Annotated in this window: 16 protein-coding genes; 7 read left to right on the top strand and 9 right to left on the bottom strand. The window is 70.8% G+C overall.

Going from position 1 to position 18,779, the window contains the following annotated elements:
• Positions 1–6: 6 nt before the first annotated feature.
• The 5 genes from H162_RS0109445 to H162_RS0109465 form a co-directional block, all read right to left on the bottom strand.
• Positions 7–1,014 (bottom strand): hypothetical protein, encoded by a 1,008-nt coding sequence (locus tag H162_RS0109445; protein ID WP_020653220.1) that lies wholly within the window; start codon positions 1,012–1,014, stop codon positions 7–9.
• Positions 1,011–2,075, bottom strand: a complete 1,065-nt coding sequence (locus H162_RS0109450; protein WP_020653221.1) for a hypothetical protein — start codon at positions 2,073–2,075, stop codon at positions 1,011–1,013. Before H162_RS0109450 ends, H162_RS0109445 begins: the two co-directional genes overlap by 4 nt.
• Positions 2,075–2,632, bottom strand: a complete 558-nt coding sequence (locus H162_RS0109455; RefSeq protein ID WP_020653222.1) for a hypothetical protein — start codon at positions 2,630–2,632, stop codon at positions 2,075–2,077. The genes H162_RS0109450 and H162_RS0109455 overlap by 1 nt, the downstream gene beginning before the upstream one ends.
• Complete coding sequence (locus H162_RS0109460) at positions 2,629–3,915, bottom strand: hypothetical protein (protein WP_026354447.1); 1,287 nt, start codon at positions 3,913–3,915, stop codon at positions 2,629–2,631. The genes H162_RS0109455 and H162_RS0109460 overlap by 4 nt, the downstream gene beginning before the upstream one ends.
• Before the next feature lie 89 nt (positions 3,916–4,004).
• Positions 4,005–7,145, bottom strand: coding sequence for a penicillin-binding transpeptidase domain-containing protein (locus H162_RS0109465; RefSeq protein ID WP_229451997.1), 3,141 nt, complete (start codon positions 7,143–7,145; stop codon positions 4,005–4,007).
• Between the two features lie 224 nt (positions 7,146–7,369).
• On the opposite strand from H162_RS0109465, the gene H162_RS0109470 reads away from it, so the two are divergent.
• Both H162_RS0109470 and H162_RS0109475 read left to right on the top strand, forming a co-directional pair.
• Positions 7,370–7,585: a hypothetical protein gene (locus H162_RS0109470; RefSeq protein WP_020653225.1), complete on the top strand. Its 216-nt coding sequence runs from the start codon at positions 7,370–7,372 to the stop codon at positions 7,583–7,585.
• A gap of 185 nt (positions 7,586–7,770) precedes the next feature.
• Positions 7,771–8,364 carry a YXWGXW repeat-containing protein gene (locus tag H162_RS0109475; protein ID WP_020653226.1) on the top strand — a complete coding sequence of 198 codons (594 nt, stop codon included), beginning with the start codon at positions 7,771–7,773 and terminating at the stop codon, positions 8,362–8,364.
• An 85-nt stretch (positions 8,365–8,449) separates the two neighbouring features.
• Here H162_RS0109475 and H162_RS0109480 read toward each other — a convergent pair whose 3' ends face one another.
• Complete coding sequence (locus tag H162_RS0109480) at positions 8,450–10,381, bottom strand: S9 family peptidase (protein ID WP_020653227.1); 1,932 nt, start codon at positions 10,379–10,381, stop codon at positions 8,450–8,452.
• A gap of 106 nt (positions 10,382–10,487) precedes the next feature.
• Here H162_RS0109480 and H162_RS0109485 point away from each other — a divergent pair, with 106 nt between their 5' ends.
• Genes H162_RS0109485 through H162_RS0109500 form a run of 4 tightly spaced genes read left to right on the top strand, consistent with a single transcriptional unit; the run spans position 10,488 to position 13,963 of the window.
• Positions 10,488–11,141, top strand: coding sequence for a ribonuclease HI family protein (locus tag H162_RS0109485; protein WP_229452000.1), 654 nt, complete (start codon positions 10,488–10,490; stop codon positions 11,139–11,141).
• Complete coding sequence (locus H162_RS0109490; protein ID WP_020653229.1) at positions 11,138–11,821, top strand: HD domain-containing protein; 684 nt, start codon at positions 11,138–11,140, stop codon at positions 11,819–11,821. The genes H162_RS0109485 and H162_RS0109490 overlap by 4 nt, the downstream gene beginning before the upstream one ends.
• Before the next feature lie 52 nt (positions 11,822–11,873).
• Positions 11,874–13,109 carry a tetracycline resistance MFS efflux pump gene (locus tag H162_RS0109495; RefSeq protein ID WP_020653230.1) on the top strand — a complete coding sequence of 412 codons (1,236 nt, stop codon included), beginning with the start codon at positions 11,874–11,876 and terminating at the stop codon, positions 13,107–13,109.
• The gene (locus H162_RS0109500; protein WP_020653231.1) at positions 13,109–13,963 is read left to right on the top strand and encodes an EamA family transporter; all 855 of its coding nucleotides are present in this window, start codon (positions 13,109–13,111) and stop codon (positions 13,961–13,963) included. Before H162_RS0109495 ends, H162_RS0109500 begins: the two co-directional genes overlap by 1 nt.
• 4 nt (positions 13,964–13,967) lie before the next feature.
• On the opposite strand, the gene H162_RS0109505 is transcribed toward H162_RS0109500, so the two are convergent.
• Entirely contained in the window at positions 13,968–14,333 is a 366-nt protein-coding gene (locus H162_RS0109505; protein WP_020653232.1) for a DUF2784 domain-containing protein, read from the bottom strand.
• A gap of 59 nt (positions 14,334–14,392) precedes the next feature.
• Entirely contained in the window at positions 14,393–16,570 is a 2,178-nt protein-coding gene (locus H162_RS30490) for a TonB-dependent receptor plug domain-containing protein (RefSeq protein ID WP_020653233.1), read from the bottom strand.
• A 299-nt stretch (positions 16,571–16,869) separates the two neighbouring features.
• On the opposite strand from H162_RS30490, the gene asd reads away from it, so the two are divergent.
• Entirely contained in the window at positions 16,870–17,718 is an 849-nt protein-coding gene (asd, locus tag H162_RS0109515; protein ID WP_026354450.1) for an archaetidylserine decarboxylase, read from the top strand.
• On the opposite strand, the gene H162_RS0109520 is transcribed toward asd, so the two are convergent.
• Entirely contained in the window at positions 17,651–18,685 is a 1,035-nt protein-coding gene (locus tag H162_RS0109520) for a LysR family transcriptional regulator (RefSeq protein WP_020653235.1), read from the bottom strand. The two genes, asd and H162_RS0109520, sit on opposite strands and share 68 nt — an antisense overlap.
• Between the last annotated feature and the right edge of the window lie 94 nt (positions 18,686–18,779).

The following is an 18,779-nucleotide window of genomic DNA, read 5'->3' on the forward strand; positions in this document are numbered from 1 at the left end:
CCGCGCTCAAATGATGCCGATCCGCTCCACGCAGGCCAGGCTGGCGCCGCGCGCCCGCAATTCCTCGCGCAACCCGCGCGGCAGCGCGCCTTCCCAATCCTTCGGCAGCAACACCCGGTCCCCCGGCGCCGCCTCGCGCGCGATCAGCGCGCATTTCGGCGCCAGCGCATCGACCGCTTCCACCCTGCCCGCATGCCAGGCCGACGAACGGCCGCTGGCGATGATTCGTCCGCGCGCCAGGAATTCGCGCCCGCGCGCGATGCGGTCGGCGATCACCAGCGCCAGTTCGTAGGAATCGCCCTGGAAGCGCGGCTCGCCGAAGCGCACCGTGGTGCGCCACTGGCCCTGGCCCCGGCCGTCGAAGTGGCGCGCGCCGGCCAACACCGCCCGCACCTGCTCCTGCCTTGCCGGATCGAGGTCCGGCACGCCGACCGCGCTGTCCTCGTCCGCGCCCGGCTGCTGCGCCAGCGGACGCACGCTGACCTCGACCCAGCCGAGCCGATCCTGTTCGCCACCGCTGTGCAGCGGGAACCAGGCGCGCGCGCTCGACACGCCGGCGCCCGGGTCGGGCTGGCCGTTCAGGGCGCCGAGGTGGGCCAGCCCATCGGGGCCGCCGGCCAGCACGCCTTCCGGGACGCGCGCCAACGAGCGGCCGTCGATGCGGCCGAGGTGCCAGGCGTCGGACCAGCCGTTCGCCACCACCGCCCGCTGCGGGCGAACGACGCCGCGCACGATGCGGTCGGCCAGCACGGCGGCCAGTTCCCAGTCGCGCGCGCCGGATCCGGGCATGCGGTCCATGCTCAGCACGACCTGCTCGCGGCTGTCGAAGCGGGCTTCGGTATGGCGCGCCAGGCGCACCACCTGCTGCATGCGCTGCGCGAGCTCGGGCGCGCCGGGCACGCTGCACTTGACCTCGGCCCGCCCGGCGCGCGGACGGCGCGTCGCGGTGATGGTCAACAGCGAACCGTCCGCGCCCAGGCTGCGGCAGACCGCTTCCTCCGGGTGCGCGCTCATGCCGGCTCCTCCTCGCGTTCCTCGGCCACGGCCAGGCGCCGCGCCGCGGTGTCCAGCTCGAGGTTGGAGACGATGCGGTCGGCCTCGTCGAACAGCAGCGCCAGCGGTCCCTCGCCGGCGATCTTCAGGCGCGCCAGCAGCGCCCAGGCGTCGTCCATGGCGAGCGCGGCGCGGCGGCTGTGGCGCGCGCGGCGCAGCTGATCAAAGGCCGCGAGCGGCTGGCCAGGAGCGGCCAGCTCCAGCGCCGGCATGGTGCCGACCGACAGGGCGACCAGGTCCAGGCGGCGCAGCAGGTCCTGGTGCTGGCGGAACTGCAGCTGGCCGGCCGGCAGCACCGCCACCCGCAGCGCGCACATCAGGCAGGGCAGTTCCAGGAACAGGCGGCGCAGGGCGCGCGCATCTTCCCGGGCCGGGTCGAAGGCTTCCTGCGGCGCGGCCGCCGCCGCCTGCACCGGGCGCGGCACGGCTTGCGCGGCCAGGCGCGCTTCCAGCACCCGCGCATAGTCGCGCGCCGCGCCCAGGTCGACCGGCACGCAGTCGTCGACCGTCACGCCGAAGCGCGAGTACATCAGCTGGTTGAAACCGGAGCGGAAGGCATTCCATTCTTCCAGGGTGGTGCAGGGCGGCAGGTCGAGGTTGCCCTGCTCCAGCTCGCGCTGCAGGGCGTGCTCCAGCGCCTGCGCGAAGCCGTCGAGCATGACGGGACCGCCCACCTCGCTGGCGATATACAGGTCGAAGCGGTGATGGCTGGCGCGCGGATCGCTCGCATCGATGGCGAAGCTCACCCGCAGGCCGATCTCGGGCGCCTGCGCGAAGGGAGCCAGGTCGCAGGTGTAGGGGCCCGGATGCACGCACCAGGCGCGCTCGCCTTCGATCACGGCGATGCGCGCGCCCTCCCCCAGGCGGCGCGTGTGCCCGCCATGGTCGACCAGCACCGCCGCGCAGCGGGCCGGCACCGTGCAGCCTGCCGGCGCCGGCAGGGCGATCGCGCCGGCGCCGAGGCCGGCGGCATTGAATTCGGGTTGCCGCAACGGGCGCTTGAACAACGAAGCAAACATCATCATCCTTCCTTGCAGGGCTCCACCTTGAAGCCTGCGCCATGCCGCTGGAAATGTTGCGCCGGCGCGGATGCGAACGGCCAGCGGCCCTCGCACTCGCCGTCGCCATCGAGGCGGCCTTCCAGCACCACCGCCCCCGCGCCATCCGTCACCCGCAGCGCCGGGCGCTGCGCGAGCACCGCGTGCGCGCCCGCCGCCTGCGGCGCGAGCTGGAGAATCACCTGGCAGGCCTGTCCTTCGCCCACGAAATGCAGGCGCCACATGCCGTCGTCGGTCGCCAGCGCCTGCAGCGCCGCGCCGCCGTCGGCCGCGCGCAGCAGGCCGGCGCTGCCGCGCCAGGCCCGGGCCCGGGCGCGGCGTTCGTCGGCCAGGTGGCGCAGGCGCCGCAGGGTCAGCGGCGACTCCTGCAGCGCCGCGCGCTCGCCCGGCGTCAAGGGCCGGCTGCCGTCCAGCGCGGCGCGCAGCACCCCGTCGCCCAGCATGAGGCGGTCGCCTTCCACCCGGCGCCCCAGCAGCAGGCGTGCGCGCAACTTGCGGTCCAGTTCCGTCGTTTCCATCATTCCTTCTCCTTCGTGGCCGAACCGTGCAGGCGCGCGATGGCGGCGTCGCGGCGCTTGCGCAGGGTCGGCAGCGAGATGTCGTCGAGCACGGCCAATTGTTGCATGGTCGGCAGTTCGCCCGTCGCCGGGTCCAGCCAGGCGGCCGGATAGCTGTCGTCGAACGGCCCCAGCATCCTGAGGTAGACCGCCAGCCGCACCGGCAGCGAATCGTCCGCCATGTGGCGCGCCACCCAGCTGCCGCGGTCCTGGGCGCACGCCGCCGACTGGATATAGCCGGGGGGGAGGGAAACCCGCAGGGCGACCGCGGCCAGGCGCGCCTCCTCGAGGGCATCCAGGGGCGCGGCCTGCGCCTCGTCGGGCGCGCCGTCCGCGTCGAATTCATCCTCGCGGGCCGCGAGCAGCTGGTCCGGGCCCGGCGTGGTGGCCTGGACGGATTCGTCCAGCACGCGCTGGACATCGTCCAGCCAGGCGGCCACGTCGCCCGCCTCGTGCAGCCAGTCGCGGTCCTGGTTCGACGACAGCTGTTCGTAGTCGCCGATCTCGCGCAGCATCGCCTCGACCCGCGCGGGCCCCGTCTTCAGGCTGGCGAAGCGCTTGGAACGGGTGTGCAGCGGTCCCGGCGCGCCGCCAAAGCGCTCCTGGCTCTCGCTCCAGCGCATCACCCACTCGGCCTTGCAGTCGGCGATGGAACGCAGCTGGCGCGCTTCGATCGGCTGCGCCTGGATCGCGCGTCCGAGGATGGCGCCGACCTGCGCGGCATGCTCGCGCCAGCCGTCGAACAGGCGGCCGATCTCATGGTAGGCGGTATCGAGCATGCGGTAGGCGTACATGCGGTTCGGGCTGCAGGGCCGGCCGCAGGCGACCTGGTAGGCCTCGCTGTCGACCTTGTCGCGCAGGCCGGCGTACAGGTCGTTGAATTTCTTGCGCAGCAGTCCTTCGCCGCCGGGCTGGCGCCAGAAGTGCGGATTGCGCGCGTGGTCGCCGCCCAGCGCCGCGCACAGGGCGGTCCAGTCGCCGGGGCGGGCCTGGAGCTCGGCCACCAGGTTCAGCGCCAGCTCCAGCACCGTGTCGCCATAGCTGTTGCCGGCTTGCGCGCCGCGCGCCGCGTTGGCGTGCAGGCTGGCGGCCACCGCCTCGACATACAGGACGAGCGTGGCATCGGTGTCGGCATCGAGCAGGCGGGCGACATCGACACATCCCAGCGCCTGCAGGGAGCACTGTCCCAACAGCTTGCGGACCTGCTCCCAACCGTGCTCCTGATACCGGGTTCCCGGCAAACGCATACCTTCCTCATCCTCACTGGCACCCGCACGCTGGCGGTGTGAAACAAATAATGCCATACAAACACAGTCTCGAGGCGTTCAGGAAGCGGCTATTTCCCCTTCTGTTTGACGGACTGGTCCTGCAAGGCGTGCAACAACGTGGCGATGACGGGCGCCGCGTGGGCCCCGCCGGTGGCGCCGGAATGGCTGACGAAGGCGGCGAACGCCAGGCGCCGGGTCTGCCCCGGCAGGCTGCCGGGCTCCAGCCAGCCCATGAACCAGACCGTGGCCAGCCCGTCCGTCCCGGCCGGCGCGGTCCCGGTCTTGCCGTACAGGCCGGGCCGCAGCGCGTCGAACCCGGGCGCGCGGAAGGCGCCGGCCGCCGTGCCGGCGTCGACCACCCCCTTCATGCCGGCGCGGATCCGGTCGAGCCGCACGTCCAGGACCACGCCGGGCGCGGCGACGGCCGCCCGGCCGTCCAGCGCCAGCAGCAGTCGCGGGGCGACGATCCGCCCCTCCCCGACCGCCGCCGCCGCCAGCGCCATCTGCAGCGGGGTGGCCTGCATGCGCAGTCCGATCGCCATCTGGCGCAGCTCGTGGCGGGTATGGACCGGGTCCAGGCCGGACGCGCTGGCCTGCAGGGCGTCCCATTCGGCCCAGCGGTAATCCGGCGGCAGCAGGCCGCCGTCCAGCCGCATTGGCTGGCCGAAGCCGAGCCGGCGCGCCATCCCGGCCACCGGACGCAGGGCGTCGAGCGCGCCCGGCTCCAGCGCGCGCGCGCCGGGCACGCCCCCTTCCGGGCGGCCCATCAGGGTACGGTCGCTCAGTTCGGCGCCCCAGGCGAACCAGGTATTCACGCTGTGCGCGAGCGCCGGGCCGAGGCCGAGCCGGCCGCCGTCGGCGCGCCTGCCGGCCACCTGCTCGCGGAAGTTGGTGATGTGGGCGCGGGTGCTGTCGGCCGGATAGGTGGCGGCGCCGCTGCGGAAGGCATAGCCCTGCGCGCGCGCCAGCGCATCCAGTTCGGCCAGCGGCAGTCCGGACAGCATGGCGTCGAGCCGGCCGTCGTGGCGCGCCGCCTGCTCCAGTCCCAGCGCGCTGATCACCTTGAAGGTCGAGCCGGGCGCCCGGTGGGCCCCGCCGTCGTGCTGGAACGCCGCCACCCGCAGCGGGCTGCGCGCCGGGTCGGCGCGGTCGAAGTCGCGCAGCTCGCGCCAGCGGCGCGGATCGGCCCGGCCGGCGCCGCTCGACGCCGCGGCCAGGATATCGCCGGAAGCCGCGTCGAGCAGCACCAGGCCCGCCCTGCGCTCCGGCGGCGGCGCCTGGCCGGCCTCGCAGGCGCGGCCATCCCAGCGGCCCTGGCGCAGGCCGACGCAGTCGAGCGCCGCCTGCGCCAGGGTCTGGATGCCCAGGTCCAGGCTCAGGCGCGCTGCATGCCCGGCGCCTGGCAGGCGCGCCAGCATCCCGGCCACGCTGCCCGCATGTTCGCGGTGCACGCCCAGCAGCGGCGCCAGGCCGGCGGCGCTGGCCGGCCCGGACGGCTGGCCGTCGGCCCACAGGACGGCGCCTTCGCGATCGGCCAGGCGTACCGGCACGGCGCCGACGCCCGGTGCGCCGGCGGCGCCCGGCAGCGGCCGCCAGACCAGGTAGCCCTCTTCCAGCCGCAGGTGGCGGTAGGCCGCGTCGGCCGCGCCGGACAGCGCGGCCAGGTCGAGCGGCTCGACCTCGAGCGCGACCTGGCGCGCGCCCGGCTCCGGCGCCAGGACCACGCGCTGCACCGCTCCCGGCGCGGGACAGGCGCGGCCGTCGCAGGCGTCGGTCGCCATCACCCTGGCGCCGCTCACTGCCAGGAGACGCCCGGCCAGCAGCAGTTCCACGGGACCGGCGCCGGCCGGCGCGCGCAGGGTGACCTTGGTTCCCGTCCTGCCGCCATCCCAGCCGGCGACCCGGGTCCACGGCTTCCAGCCTTCCGGCAGGCGCGCGAACAGGCGCATGGCCGCCACCGGCAAGCCTTCCGCCAGCGCCGCCGGCGCCCCGCCCAGGCTCGCATGCCAGGGCGCGGAGCCGCCGGGCCGCACCCGCCAGGCGACCAGCCGGCGTTCGCTGTTGAAGATCCGCACCTGCTCGCGCACGTAGGTGCCGTCGGCGCGGTGGTAGAGCCGCTCGAGCAGGCGGCGGTCGCCCTCGTCGAGGCTCAGGTTTTCCCAGCCGGGCAGGTCGGCGCGCACCCCGGCCCCGGCCGCGCCCCAGGCAGCCAGGTCGCGCGGGGCCAGTTCGGCCAGGCCATCCTTCCCGAGCCGGACCAGGCCGCGCCGGTACAGCTGGTCGAACAGCGCCTGGTCTTCCATCCCGGGCGCGGCGGCCGCGGGCACCTGGTAACGCCCCGGCGCCAGGTGCAGGCGCACCGGCGCGGCGCCTGCGCCGAAAGCCTGGACCAGGGCAGGTCCGGCGGCGGCGGCGTCCGGCCGGTAGCGCTGCACCACCAGTTCGCCGGCCTGCGGACAGCCCGGCGTGGCGCGGCGTGAAAAGCGCAGCGCCTCGCCTTGCCAGACCAGCCAGCCGGCCTGCCACAGCGCGGCCTGGCCGCGCGCGGCGCGGATCACGGCGCCCCGGGTGGCGTCGCCGCCAAAGGCCGCCCTGCCGCCGGCGTCCCAGGCAAGCTTGAGCTGGGAACCGGGGGCCGCGTTGCCGCTGATCTCGACGCGCGGCATGGTCGAGCCGGGTTGCGTCGCCAGGACGTTGCGGGGCGGCAGGCCCCTGGCGCGGGCGAGCGCCGCCGCTTCCTCGACGGTATAGCCGATGCGCAGCGGCAGCAACAGCGGACGCTGCGGAGCCAGCACCTGGGTGCACAGGTCGACCCGTACGGGCGGATCGGCGCGCATGCCCGGGGCGACCAGCAGCGCCGCGCCGTCGTGCTGGGTCAGCGTGGCGCCGCCGCCGGCCGGCACCTCGATCCGCACGCCCGGCAGCAGCGGCTGCAGGCTGGCAAGGCCGGCATCGCCGCCGTCGCCGCCCGCCAGCGCCAGCGCGCGCGCATGCAGCGCCAGCGCCAGCGCTCCCGCCGCCGCCAGCGCCAGCGCCGCCCAGGCCCACCCGGCAGGCAGCGGCAGGCGCCACGCGGAAGGCGGCGCAAGGCGCCATGCGGCGCGGGCGCGCACCGGCCGCCGCCGGCCGGCGCGCAGGTTGCGCGCGCGGCGCCAGGCGGTGCGGCTGGCCGCGAGCTGGTCGATCATCGAGAAGAGCATGCCTGTCATGCGGATGTCCGGGGTGCGGGCGGCGCCGGGTGGCCGCCATGGGCAGGCCTAGCGGAGGGCCATGGAAACACGGCCGGGTTGGCGGATTCCGGGGGCGCGTTCACGCGCCCTTTTGTGCAGGTCATGCCGCCTTTTGCGCGTCTCGTCGCACACCGCTGGAGGCCAGGGCGCGCCTGTCCTACAGTGCAGACATCGACAACCCGCACACAGCAAGGAGCAAGGCCATGAACATCCTCAAGCACATGGAAGCCGTCTTCATCGTCGCCGCCACGATGGCCGTGTCGGCCAGCACCCTGGACGGCGCCATCCCGGAAGCCCACGCCCGCCCGTACAGCGCGAGCGCGGACGCCATCGCCACCTCCGGCAAGACGGCCGTCGTGACCGTCACCGCCAGGCGCCTGACCGCCGACGAGAAAGCCGCCGCCGGGAGCCGGATGTGACCGCAGCAGACCGCCGCGCCGCGCCCCGGTCCTGCGCGCGGCGGTCACGCGGGCGCACCTGTTACGCGCTTGTTACAGGCTCTCCCTGCTGACTGTTTCAGTTGTAAGTATCTGCTTCAAGACTCCTCGTCCCGATCCCGGATTGCTATAGTGCAGTCATCCACTTTTGGATCTGGAGACCGAACATGAAACCCACCCTTGCCCTTGCCGTCCTGATCGCAGCCGGCGCCGCCTTCGCCCCGCTGCCGTCGCTGGCGCAGGCCCACGTCGAAGTGGTGATCGGGTCGGCGCCACCGGCGCCGGTGTACGAACGCATTCCTGCCCCGCGCCACGGGTACGTGTGGACGCCGGGTTACTGGGAGTGGCGCCACCATCGCCACCACTGGATCCCTGGCAACTACGTCGCCGCGCGTCCCGGCTATGTGTATGCGCCGCCGGCCTGGCACCGGGGCAACGGCGGCTGGTACATGCGGCCCGCGCAGTGGAACCGTCATGACCGCGACCGCGACGGCGTGCCGGACCGCTACGAGCGCCATGGCTACCAGCCGCACTACGCGGGCCGCGACCGTGACCGCGACGGCGTGCCGGACCGCTTCGAACGTCCGCGCTACGGCTACGGCCACGGCGGTGGACGCGACTTCGACCGCGACGGCGTGCCGAACCGCTACGACCGAGACCTCGACAACGACGGCATCCGTAACGAGTACGACCGCGACCGCGATGGCGACGGCGTGCGCAACCGCCGTGACGACCGTCCCGACAATCCCTACCGCGATTGAAGCGGATCGGGGCCCGGCAAACAGCGATGAACCAAAAAAAAGCCGTCCGGTGACCTGGACGGCTTTTTCCTTGTCCGCGCCAGGATCAAGGCTTCAGGTGCTTGTCGAGGAAGGCCAGGATCCTGGCATTCGCTTCGATCTGGTTCTTTTTCTTCGAGAAGCCGTGGCCCTCGTCCGGGAACACCACGTATTCGACCTCGACCTGGTTCTTGCGCGCCGCTTCGACGATCTCGTCGCTCTCCGGCTTGATCACGCGCGGGTCGTTCGCGCCCTGGATCACGATCAGCGGCGTGCGGATATGGTGCGCATGGAACAGCGGCGAGGTGGCGACCAGCAGGTCCTTGTCCTTGACCGGGTCGCCGATCTCGTCGTACAGCGCCTTGCGCTGCGCTTCCCAGTAAGGCGGGATGCTCTCCAGGGTGCGCACCCAGTTGCTGACGCCGAAGATGTTGACCCCCACCTTGAAGGTCTCGGGACGGAAGGCCAGCGCCGCCAGGGTCATGTAGCCGCCGTAGCTGCCGCCCATGATGCCGATGCGCTCGGGATCGATATAGCCCTGGCTGGCCAGCCAGGTCTTGGCCTCGACGCAGTCCCACAGCGGTTCGCGCCCGTGCTTGCGGTCGTCGGCGCGGTGGAAGGTCTTGCCGTAGCCGGAGCTGCCGCGGTTGTTGATGCCCAGGACCGCGTAGCCATGGTTGACCAGGTACTGGATCTGGGCGCTGTAGCCGCGCCGCGTCTGCCCGCCCGGGCCGCCATGGACGTACACCACGGCCGGCACCTTCGCGTTGGGCGAGGCGCCCTTCGGCTTGTAGAAGATCGACGGGACCACGGTGCCGTCGAAGGAACGGAAGCGCACCACCTGCGCTTCGACCAGGTCGTCGGGGTCGATCTCCCTGCTCAGGCTGCGGGTCAGCCGGGAAGTCTTGCCCGACCTGAAGTCGTGCACGTACAGGTTGCTCGGCGAGCGGTCGCCATTGACGTAGAAGGCCATCAGCTTGCCGCTCGGGGAAAAGGTCACGCCGCGCATCTCGCCGCCGGGCAGCTTCGGCAGCGCCACCGCCTTGCCGCTCGCGGCCTCGTAGACGCGCACATCGGTGCTGCCGTCGCGGTTCACCAGGCTCACGCGGTGCTGGCCGTTGCGCGAGTAGCTGGTGCCCATCAGGTCCCAGTCGGCCTTCTCGACTTCGACGGTGGCGCCGCTGGCGAGCTCGTAGCCGAGGATGCGCTCGAATTCGGCGCCGTCGTTGGTGGTGAACAGCAGGCGCTTCGACTCCGGATCGAAGGTGGCGGCGGAATAGCTGGCCGTCTCCTTGTGCGGCGTGATGTGCTTCATCTCGCGCGTCTGCAGGTTGTACAGGTAGACGTCGCTGTCCGAGGTGGTGTTCGGCTTGTCGAAGGCCAGCCAGTTGCCGTCGCGGCTGATGGCAGAGACGTTCATGCCGCTCTCGTTCTGGTAGACCATCCTGCGCGCATAGGTCTTCGCGTCGTACAGGTAGACGTCGAAGAACTTGGGATCGCGCTCGTTGGTGACGACGTAGAAGCCGCTGCCGTCCGGCCGCCAGCCGGCGAACGAGGCCTTGTGCTTCTCGCCCGGCGTCAGGTCCTTTTCGGTGCCGTCCAGCTCGCGCACGTAGATGTGGTTGCGTTCGTTGCCGCCCTGGTCGCGCGTGAACAGGATCCGGTCGTCGTCGTAGAAGTAGCCGAGCGCATAGGTGCTGTCGGTGGTCGACGCCGTCAGCGCGCGCGGCGCCCCGCCGCCGACCGGCATCGTGTAGGCGTTGAAGATCCCGGATTCGTTGCTGCTGAACAGGATCTGCTTCTCGTCCTTGCTGAACGATGCGCCGCTCATCGAGGTCGTCGCCATGAACTGCTCGATCGTATAGCGTTTCGTCGCTTTCTTCGCCGGCTGGGCTTTTTCCAGTTTGGCGGCGGTGCCGGCGGCGTGGACGGGAGCGAAGGCTGCGGAAACGAGCAGGACGAGCGCGGACAGGCGGACTGCATGGCGATACGGACGCATGGTTTCTCCTATTGGAAGGGACGGGATACAAAGTTGCAGTCTTGCAAAACCCTTAACATGTGTCAATAGACGGGAAACCGGTTATCCTCTCGGCATGCCTGATTTCGTGACTTTGCAAACCGCCGCCTTCAAGGCCGAGCTCGCCGCGAGCCGCCAGCTGGCCCAGCGCACCGGCATGCCCGAGGCGCAAGCCCTGCGCCAGGTCCTGAGCCTGCGCGCCGGCGCGGCCGGGCTGGAAAAACTGCTGGCCGAGCGCCTGGCCCAGCGCGAACATGCCCTCCAGCGCGCCGCCGCGCGCGCCGCCAGCGCCGCGACCGCCAGGGCGCGCCGTCCGGACCCGCGCCAGGCCGCATGGCATGCCTGGTTCGACGGCTCGGCGCGCCCGAATCCGGGGCGCTGCGGCATCGGCGCCATCCTCGAGGGCCCGGACGGCCAGCACATCGAACTGTCGTCCGACGCCGGCTACGGCAACAGCAGCGAAGCCGAGTACCGCGCCCTGATCGCCGTGCTGCAGGCCGCCGTGCTGCACGGCGCCAGCGACCTGGCGATCCATGGCGACAGCCAGGTCGTGGTCGACGACGTCAACGGCCCCGACTACGCCGGCGCCCCCGCGCTGCGCGCCCTGCGCAGCGAAGCGCTGGCCCTGCTGGCGCGCCTGCCGCAGGCCTCCCTGCGCTGGATCCCGCGCCACAAGAACAGCCGGGCCGACGCGCTGTCGCAGCGCGCCATCCCGCTCACCACCATGGAACAACCCGCATGAGCATGAACACCAGCGATACCGACACCAGCCACGACCTGGCCGGCTGGCGCACCAAATTCGCGGCCCTGGCCGCGGGCGCCGCCGGCGACGACGGCGCCCATGACGCCAACCACCTCGAACGCGTCTGGCGCAGCGCCCAGGCCCTGCTGGAACGCCACCCGGAAGCCGACCGCCTGGTGGTGATGGCCGCCTGCTACCTGCACGACCTGGTCAACCTGCCGAAGGACGACCCGGAGCGCGCCCAGGCCTCGCGCCGCTCGGCCCAGCTGGCGCGCCACCAGCTGGCCTGGATGGGCTTCCCGGCCGACCGCCTGGACGCGGTCGCGCATGCGATCGAGGCCCACAGCTTCTCGGCCGCGATTCCCGCCGAGACCATCGAAGCGAAGATCGTGCAGGATGCCGACCGCCTCGACGCCCTCGGCGCGGTCGGGCTGGCGCGCATGTTCTACATCGCCGGACGGATGGGCAGTGCGCTCGCGCATCCCGACGATCCGCTGGCGCTCGACCGTCCGCTCGACGACCGCGCCTTTTCGCTCGACCACATCCCGGTCAAGCTGGCCACCCTGCCCGGCATGATGCAGACCGAGGGCGGACGCGCGCTGGCGCGCGAGCGCATGGCGCTGCTGGAGTCCTTCCGCGCCGCCTTCGCCGCCGAGTGGGGCGCCGGCCCCGATGCCTGAGCGTGTTTACGCAATGCTAAGATAGGCGACCCGCCAACAGCCCGAGGTGTCCATGCCCAGATCGACCACGCCCGAGAAGTCCGGTACCGGCAAGCTGAACTTCGTCCTGGTCTGCATCTTCATCGACATGCTCGGGATCGGGCTGATCGTCCCCGTGATGCCCCTGATGGTCGGGCAGTTCGTCGCGGGGCGCGAGCAGCAGGCCCTGTGGTTCGGGGCGCTGGCGACCATCTTCGGGCTGATGCAGTTCCTGTTCATGCCGGCCCTCGGCGCCCTCAGCGACCGCGTCGGGCGCCGTCCGGTGCTGCTGTATTCGATGGGCGGCATGTGCCTGAACTTCCTGATCACCGCCTGGGCCCCCAGCCTCGCCTGGCTGTTCGTGGGGCGCGTCATCGGCGGCATGTCCTCGGCCAGCATGTCGGTGGCGGCGGCCTACGCCTCCGACATCTCGACCCACGAGAACCGCTCGAAAAGCTTCGGCAAGATCGGCGCCGCCTTCGGCCTGGGCTTCATCTGCGGCCCGATGCTGGGCGGCCTGCTCGGCGACGCCGGCCTGCACCTGCCCTTCTACGTGGCGGCCGCGCTGTCGGCCGCGAATCTCCTGTACGGCTATTTCTTCGTCCCCGAGTCGCTGCCGCCCGGGCGCCGCGAACCCTTCCGCCTGGCGCGCATCAACCCGCTCGCCGCGCTCGGGCGCCTGGTGCGGCGCAAGGACATCCGCGGCCTGGTGATCGTGTTCACCCTGGTGACCTTCGCCCAGATGATGCTGCAGTCGACCTGGGTGCTGTACACCACCTTCCGTTTCGACTGGACGCCGCGCGACAACGGGATCGCGATGTTCTGCGTCGGCCTGGCCTCGGCCGTGGTGCAGGCCGGCCTGCTGGCATGGCTGATCCGGCGCTTCGGCGAGGTGCGCCTGGCCCTGCTCGGCCTGAGCTCGGGCGCCATCACCTATCTGCTGTACGGCCTCGCCACCAGCGGCTGGATGATGTACGTGTTCATCCTGTGTAACCTGCTGGCGTTCGCCGCCGGGCCCGCCCTGCAGGGGCTGGTGTCGAAGTCCACGCCGGCCGAGCAGCAGGGCGAGCTGATGGGTTCCCTGCAGTCGATCAGCAGCCTGGGCGTGATCGTCACGCCGCTGGTGGGCACCGGCATCCTGGGCGCGGTCAGCCACCTGCCCTCCTCGGACTGGCGCATCGGCAGCAGCTTCTTCCTGTGCGCGGCGATGCAGATCGTGGCGATCATGGTGGCGCGGCGCACCTTCCGCGACCATCGCATCCCGGCCTGATGGCGGCGCCCATCCCGGCCCCGGTGCTGGCCGCGATCCTGTTCGCGGCGCTCCTGCACGCCGGCTGGAACGCGGTGCTCAAGGCGCAGGACGACAGCTTTTGCGCCGCTGTCGCGGTGACGGCGGGCGCCGGCGTGCTGGGTGCGCTGGCGCTGCCTTTCCTTGCCGGCCCGGCCATGGCAAGCTGGCCTTTCATTGCCGCCTCGGCGCTGCTGCAAACCGTTTACTACCTGCTGCTGTCGGCCATCTACCGCGACGCCGACATCAGCCACGCCTATCCCCTGATGCGCGGCAGCGCGCCGGTGCTGGTGGCCCTTGCCAACGGCGCGCTCGGCGCGGAGCAGCTAGGTGCCGCGCAATGGGCGGCGATCGGGCTGATCTGCGCCGGCGGCGCCACGCTCTATCTGGGGTCGCGCGCGGGCAAGTCGGGCGCGGGCCGGATGACGGCGCTGGCGCTCCTGACCGCCGTCGTCATCGCCGCCTATACGCTGGTCGACGGCCTGGGCGTGCGGCGCTCCGGCGCCCCGGCGGCCTACACCGCATGGATCTTCCTGCTGACCGGGATCGCCATCACCCTGATGGCATGGCGGCGGCTGGGCGCGCCGCTGGCCTCCTACATCATCCGCAAGCCCGGCCTGGCCCTCGCCGGCGGCGCCGCGACCACCGGCTCCTACGGCATCGCGCTGTGGGCGATGACGCATGCGCCGGTGGCCGTGGTCGCGGCGCTGCGCGAGACCTCGATCGTGTTCGCCACCGCGATCGCGGTGCTGCTGCTGGGCGAACGGCTCACCCGGGCGCGGATACTGGGCGCGGCGCTGATCGGCTGCGGCGCGGTGGCGATACGGCTGGCCTGAACCTTCAATGCCGCTGGCGGCGGCTCAGTATCCAGCCATATAAGCCGATGTTGATGATCAGCACCGCAGCGGCCAGCACATATTGCGTGCTGGCGCCCAGTCCGGCCGGATAGATCACGGGCAGCAGGTAGTGCTCGACGAAGCTGCCCTCGTAGCCGGATTCCCCGGCCAGCCGGCGAAAATGGATTTCGAGGTAGGTCAGCGGGCAGACCGCACCGGTCAGCTCGATCGCGACACCCCAGGTGACCGCCAGCAGGTGCACCGGCATCAGGCTGCGGCGCAGCGCGACCAGCAGCGCGCCGAACACGACGAAGAGGATGAACCCGAGGTGCAGCAGCAGGACGGCCTCGGAAAGATAGCGGTAACCCATGGATTCCCTTCCCCCTCACTCCATTCTGCTCCCAGGCCGGCGGCCGGTGGCGCACGTTCTCACAGCTTCATCTCGAACGTCGCGCGCACCCGGACGCCGTCGGGATAATGCCAGCGTCGCTTCTCGAGGCCCGTCACGGGATCGTCGTAGGAAATCTCCCAGCCTCGGTCCTCGCCCAGCATGTTCGACAGCGCGATGCGCAGCTGCCGCTTCGGGTCGAACTTCCATAAGGCATACGTTTCGAGATCCGTGCGCGCATGCGCGTAGTAGCCGCGGTTGGCGGCGACGCGCACCATGCCGGCATTCCTGAACGCGACGCTGCCGCCGGCGCTCAGCTTGCCCGCCGTATAGTCGGCGCCCAGGTTGGCGGACAGGGGCGTCTGCTGCTCGATCCGGTTGTCCGGCCCTGGTACCGAGTCCACCTCCGACCAGTTGCGGCTGACGCCGGCGCGCAGGTCGATGGCGGGCGCGCCGGCCAGGACCGATTTCAAGGGGAGCTTCGTCTCGAGGCCGAGGCTGCGCAGTTCGGCGCGGTCCTCGTTGGCCGGCGTGAAGATCCAGCGAAGTCCGTCGAAATACACGCGGTTGCTGGTGTAGTCGCGGATGCGGCGCAGCGCCCCGTTCACCGACACCATCGCACCGTCGGCCCAGTAGTGCTCCCAGGCGGCGTCGATGCCCCATGCCAGTTCCGGACGCAGGTTCGGATTGCCCTGGTAATCGGCCTCGGTCGCGCTGTTGTTTTCCCACGTCTGGCGCCGCGGCACCAGGCTGTCCGCGCCCGGCGCCTTGTAGGTGCGCGTCAGCGCGAAGCGCAACTGGTCGCCCTTCGTTCCGGGAAGCTTCCACAGGGTCTGCATGATCGGACTCCAGACACTGGAACGCAGGCGCGCCGCATCGATGGCATTGCCGGACACGCGGGTGCGGATGCTCTCCCAGCGCACCCCGAGGTACATCGACCATTGCGGCGTGATCGCCCACTCGTCCTGGCCGAAGAAGGCCAGGCGCGCCACCCGCGCATCGAAACGCTCGTCCATCGGCAGCCCCGGCGGCGCGGCGCGCACGGTGTCGCGCTCGACCCGCTCCTGGTCGCGCGTGTCGAGCGAGCCGTCCCAGCCGGCTGCCAGCACATGGCCGCCGGCCAGGGAGCGGGTAGTTTTGCCGCTCGTGTTCACGCCCCGGTCCCGGGTAGCGGTAGAGATCCGTTTGTCGAAGGCCGGGGTCCCTGCAGGGTCGACGCCGTTGCTGCGGATGGTGTCATCCGCCTCGCGGCCGGTTAGTCCGATCTTCGCCTCCATCTTCGCGCCCGACGCCAGTTCGCGCGCCCACGTCAGGTCGGAGCGCAGGGTCGCGCCGTCGGCGCGCAGCGTCGACAGCCACTCGGGCACGGGCGCCTCGGCGCCGAGCAGGGTCGTCACCAGCACCCGGGTCCTGTTGCGGAAGCGATTGACGTTCAGGAAGGTTTGCGAGGACAGCGTTGCGCCGTCGTCGAGCGTCCAGTTCAGCCTGGGGCTCAGGTTCAGGCGCCCGATCCTTCCCTGCTCCGGCACTGCGGTCTCGCGCAGGAGGCTTGCCCTGTCATCGGGAAGCCTGGTGTCCTCGAACCCGTTGGCTGTGCGCGTGAACCGCTCGCGCGTCGCGTTGGCCGCGATCGCATACGAGAATGTCTCCGTGCGGTCGCCCAGTTCGAGCGTAGCGCTCGGGCCCTTGAAGGTATCCGAGTGCATCAGGCCGAGTTTGGCGTCGCGCTGCGCTTTCTTCGCCATGCGCTTGAGCACGATGTTGATCGTACCCGCCACCGACTGGGTCGAGAACTCGGCGGTGGCGGCGCGCAGCACTTCGATCCGCTCGATCACGTCCGGCGCCAGCGAATCGAAGGTGAAGCCCGCCGGGGCGCGCTGCCCGTTGATCAGCACCTGCGTATACCCGCCGCCGACGCCGCGCATGCGGATCTCGCCGCCGCGTCCCGTGTTCGTCTCCACCGTGATGCCGGGGATCCGCTTGAGGACATCGAGCACGCTGGTGTCGCCGTAGCGGACGATATCCTCGCGGCCGATCACGATCCGCGTGGCGGTATCGTCGCGCCGCGGGTCGTAGTGTGCCACGCTGGCCTTGACCTCCACTCGCGGCAGCACCGCGCCGTCGGCGGGGTCCGGCTGCTGCGCGTGGGCGGCCGTGGCGACCAGCGCCAGCAGGGCAAACGACGAAAGAGGAACTCCTGTGGCTGCGGGTGGGTGCATGGCGGCTTTCAGTGAGCTAGACATCGGCAAATGATTTCATCGGAATCAATATATGCCATCTAACAGAACCATGTAAACCATATAACGGAACAAATAGTGCTAGCTATTAGCACAATATTCGTCCAGCATAGGGAAGTCAATCTTATTGTATTTACAACATCACCGCTGGCACATCCCAAGCGTTTCCCTCAAGCCGGGGACCTGGAGTACACTCGGCCCCATGACTGTCAGGGAAGCGAACTTTCCCCACGGCATGCCCGCTATAATGCGCGATCGATTTTAAAAAGAGGCCAACCACCGTGTCCCGTATAAAAGTCTTGCCCCAATATGTATTACCGAAGCAGGCGCTGACCAACTTCGCCGGCCGCGTCGCCGGCGCCAAGGGCGGCGCCATGACCACCAGCCTGATCCGCTGGTTCGTGGGCAAGTACGGGGTCAACATGGACGAGGCGGTCAATCCGGACATCGCCAGCTACGCGAGCTTCAACGAATTCTTCACGCGCCCGCTGCGCAGCGATGCGCGTCCGCTGGCGCAGGCCGATTTCGTGTGCCCGGTCGATGGCGCGATCAGCCAGTTCGGCGAGATCGACGACCACCATATCTTCCAGGCCAAGGGCCACAAGTTCACCACCGCCGAACTGGTGGGCGGCGATACCGGCCTGGCGGCGCACTTCCAGCACGGCAGCTTCGCCAACCTGTACCTGAGCCCGAAGGACTACCACCGCATCCACATGCCCTGCGATGGCCGCCTGACCCGCATGATCTACGTGCCGGGCAAGCTGTTCTCGGTGAACCCGACCACCGCGCGTGGCGTGCCGGGCCTGTTCGCGCGCAACGAGCGCGTGGTCTGCGTGTTCGAGTCGGAGGAGCACGGACCCTTCGTGATGACCCTGGTCGGCGCCACCATCGTCGGCAGCATGGCCACCGTCTGGCATGGCGTGGTCAATCCGCCGCGCATGCCGCGCATCTGCGAATGGAGCTACGACTCCCGGCAGGTGGTGCTGAAGAAGGGCGAGGAAATGGGCCGCTTCCTGCTCGGATCGACGGTCGTGATGCTGTTCCGCCGCGGCGCGGTCTCGTTCAACCCGGACTGGGCTCCCGAGCGTCCGGTGCGCCTGGGCGAGATGATGGCGAACCGCCGGGCGTAAGCCCGTCCCCGGCGGCGGCTTCCGCCGCCCGGCGCGCGTTCAGTGCGGCCGCCGCCACGGGCGTGGCGTGCCCGCGCTCGCGGCACATCTCTTCCATCAGGTCGAGGAAGGCCCGGGTCTTGGCCGGCATCAGCTTCCGGCTCGGGAACACCGCCCAGCCGTTCGTGATCGGCATCTCCCACTCGGGCAGCACCCGCACCAGTTCCCCGGTCCGCAAATAGGGTTCCGCGAACAGGGTCGAGCTGATCGCGATGCCGGCGCCGCGCGCCGCGATGCGCGCCAGCAGGTCCGGCGAATTGGCGGTCAGGCGCGCCGGCAGCGAACGCTCCCAGCGCACCTTGCCCCGGATCAGGGTCCATGCGGCCGAGCCGCCGTAGCGGCTCAGGATGCACAGCACGTCGTGCGCCGGCAGGTCGTCGGGGTGCTCCGGGATACCATGCTTGGCGAGATAGGCCGGCGCGGCATACAGGGCGGCGTGTTCGAGCGTGATCGGACGCGCGCTGAGCGTGGAATCGTCCGGCAGGTCGCCCATGCGGATCGCGATGTCGAAGTTCTCGGCCACCAGGTCGACCCGGCGCGGCGACAGGTCCATTTCCAGCGTCACCGCCGGATAGCGCTCGAGGAAGCGCGCGATCACCTCGTTCAAGCCCGCGTTGGCGAAATCGGCCGGCACCGACATGCGCAGCTTGCCGCTCGGCGCGTGCTGGCGATGCTGGGCCAGGGCGCCGGCCGCCTCGACTTCGTCCGCCACCCGACGCGCATGCTCGAGCAGGCTGGAGCCGAACTCGGTCACCACCAGCTTGCGCGTCGTGCGCTGCAGCAGGCGTTCGCCCAGGGTCGCCTCCAGCAGCGCCAGGCGGCGCGAGACGGTCGACTTGGGCAGGTCCACGCGTTCGGCGGCGCGGCTGAAGCTGCCGGCCTCGACGATCCGGGCAAATAGCAGCAGGTCATTCGGTTCGACGTCCATGATTGTTCCATCAGCAGAATAATGTTATCCATTCTAATGGCTTCCAGACGGCTTTTGGAATGGTTACAGTAGACCCATCGAAACTTTTCTTGGA

The organism is Massilia niastensis DSM 21313 (assembly GCF_000382345.1).
Classification (GTDB): domain Bacteria; phylum Pseudomonadota; class Gammaproteobacteria; order Burkholderiales; family Burkholderiaceae_D; genus Telluria; species Telluria niastensis.

What these genes read in the sequence shown, in the direction of transcription:
- H162_RS0109470 (WP_020653225.1), top strand. Translation starts at nt 7,370, where the DNA reads ATGAACATCCTCAAGCACATGGAAGCCGTCTTCATCGTCGCCGCCACG.
- H162_RS30490 (WP_020653233.1), bottom strand. Translation starts at nt 16,570, where the DNA reads ATGCACCCACCCGCAGCCACAGGAGTTCCTCTTTCGTCGTTTGCCCTG.
- H162_RS0109480 (WP_020653227.1), bottom strand. Translation starts at nt 10,381, where the DNA reads ATGCGTCCGTATCGCCATGCAGTCCGCCTGTCCGCGCTCGTCCTGCTC.
- H162_RS0109520 (WP_020653235.1), bottom strand. Translation starts at nt 18,685, where the DNA reads ATGGACGTCGAACCGAATGACCTGCTGCTATTTGCCCGGATCGTCGAG.
- H162_RS0109500 (WP_020653231.1), top strand. Translation starts at nt 13,109, where the DNA reads ATGGCGGCGCCCATCCCGGCCCCGGTGCTGGCCGCGATCCTGTTCGCG.
- H162_RS0109460 (WP_026354447.1), bottom strand. Translation starts at nt 3,915, where the DNA reads ATGCGTTTGCCGGGAACCCGGTATCAGGAGCACGGTTGGGAGCAGGTC.
- H162_RS0109465 (WP_229451997.1), bottom strand. Translation starts at nt 7,145, where the DNA reads ATGACAGGCATGCTCTTCTCGATGATCGACCAGCTCGCGGCCAGCCGC.
- H162_RS0109475 (WP_020653226.1), top strand. Translation starts at nt 7,771, where the DNA reads ATGAAACCCACCCTTGCCCTTGCCGTCCTGATCGCAGCCGGCGCCGCC.
- H162_RS0109495 (WP_020653230.1), top strand. Translation starts at nt 11,874, where the DNA reads ATGCCCAGATCGACCACGCCCGAGAAGTCCGGTACCGGCAAGCTGAAC.
- H162_RS0109445 (WP_020653220.1), bottom strand. Translation starts at nt 1,014, where the DNA reads ATGAGCGCGCACCCGGAGGAAGCGGTCTGCCGCAGCCTGGGCGCGGAC.
- H162_RS0109490 (WP_020653229.1), top strand. Translation starts at nt 11,138, where the DNA reads ATGAGCATGAACACCAGCGATACCGACACCAGCCACGACCTGGCCGGC.
- H162_RS0109455 (WP_020653222.1), bottom strand. Translation starts at nt 2,632, where the DNA reads ATGATGGAAACGACGGAACTGGACCGCAAGTTGCGCGCACGCCTGCTG.
- H162_RS0109505 (WP_020653232.1), bottom strand. Translation starts at nt 14,333, where the DNA reads ATGGGTTACCGCTATCTTTCCGAGGCCGTCCTGCTGCTGCACCTCGGG.
- H162_RS0109450 (WP_020653221.1), bottom strand. Translation starts at nt 2,075, where the DNA reads ATGATGTTTGCTTCGTTGTTCAAGCGCCCGTTGCGGCAACCCGAATTC.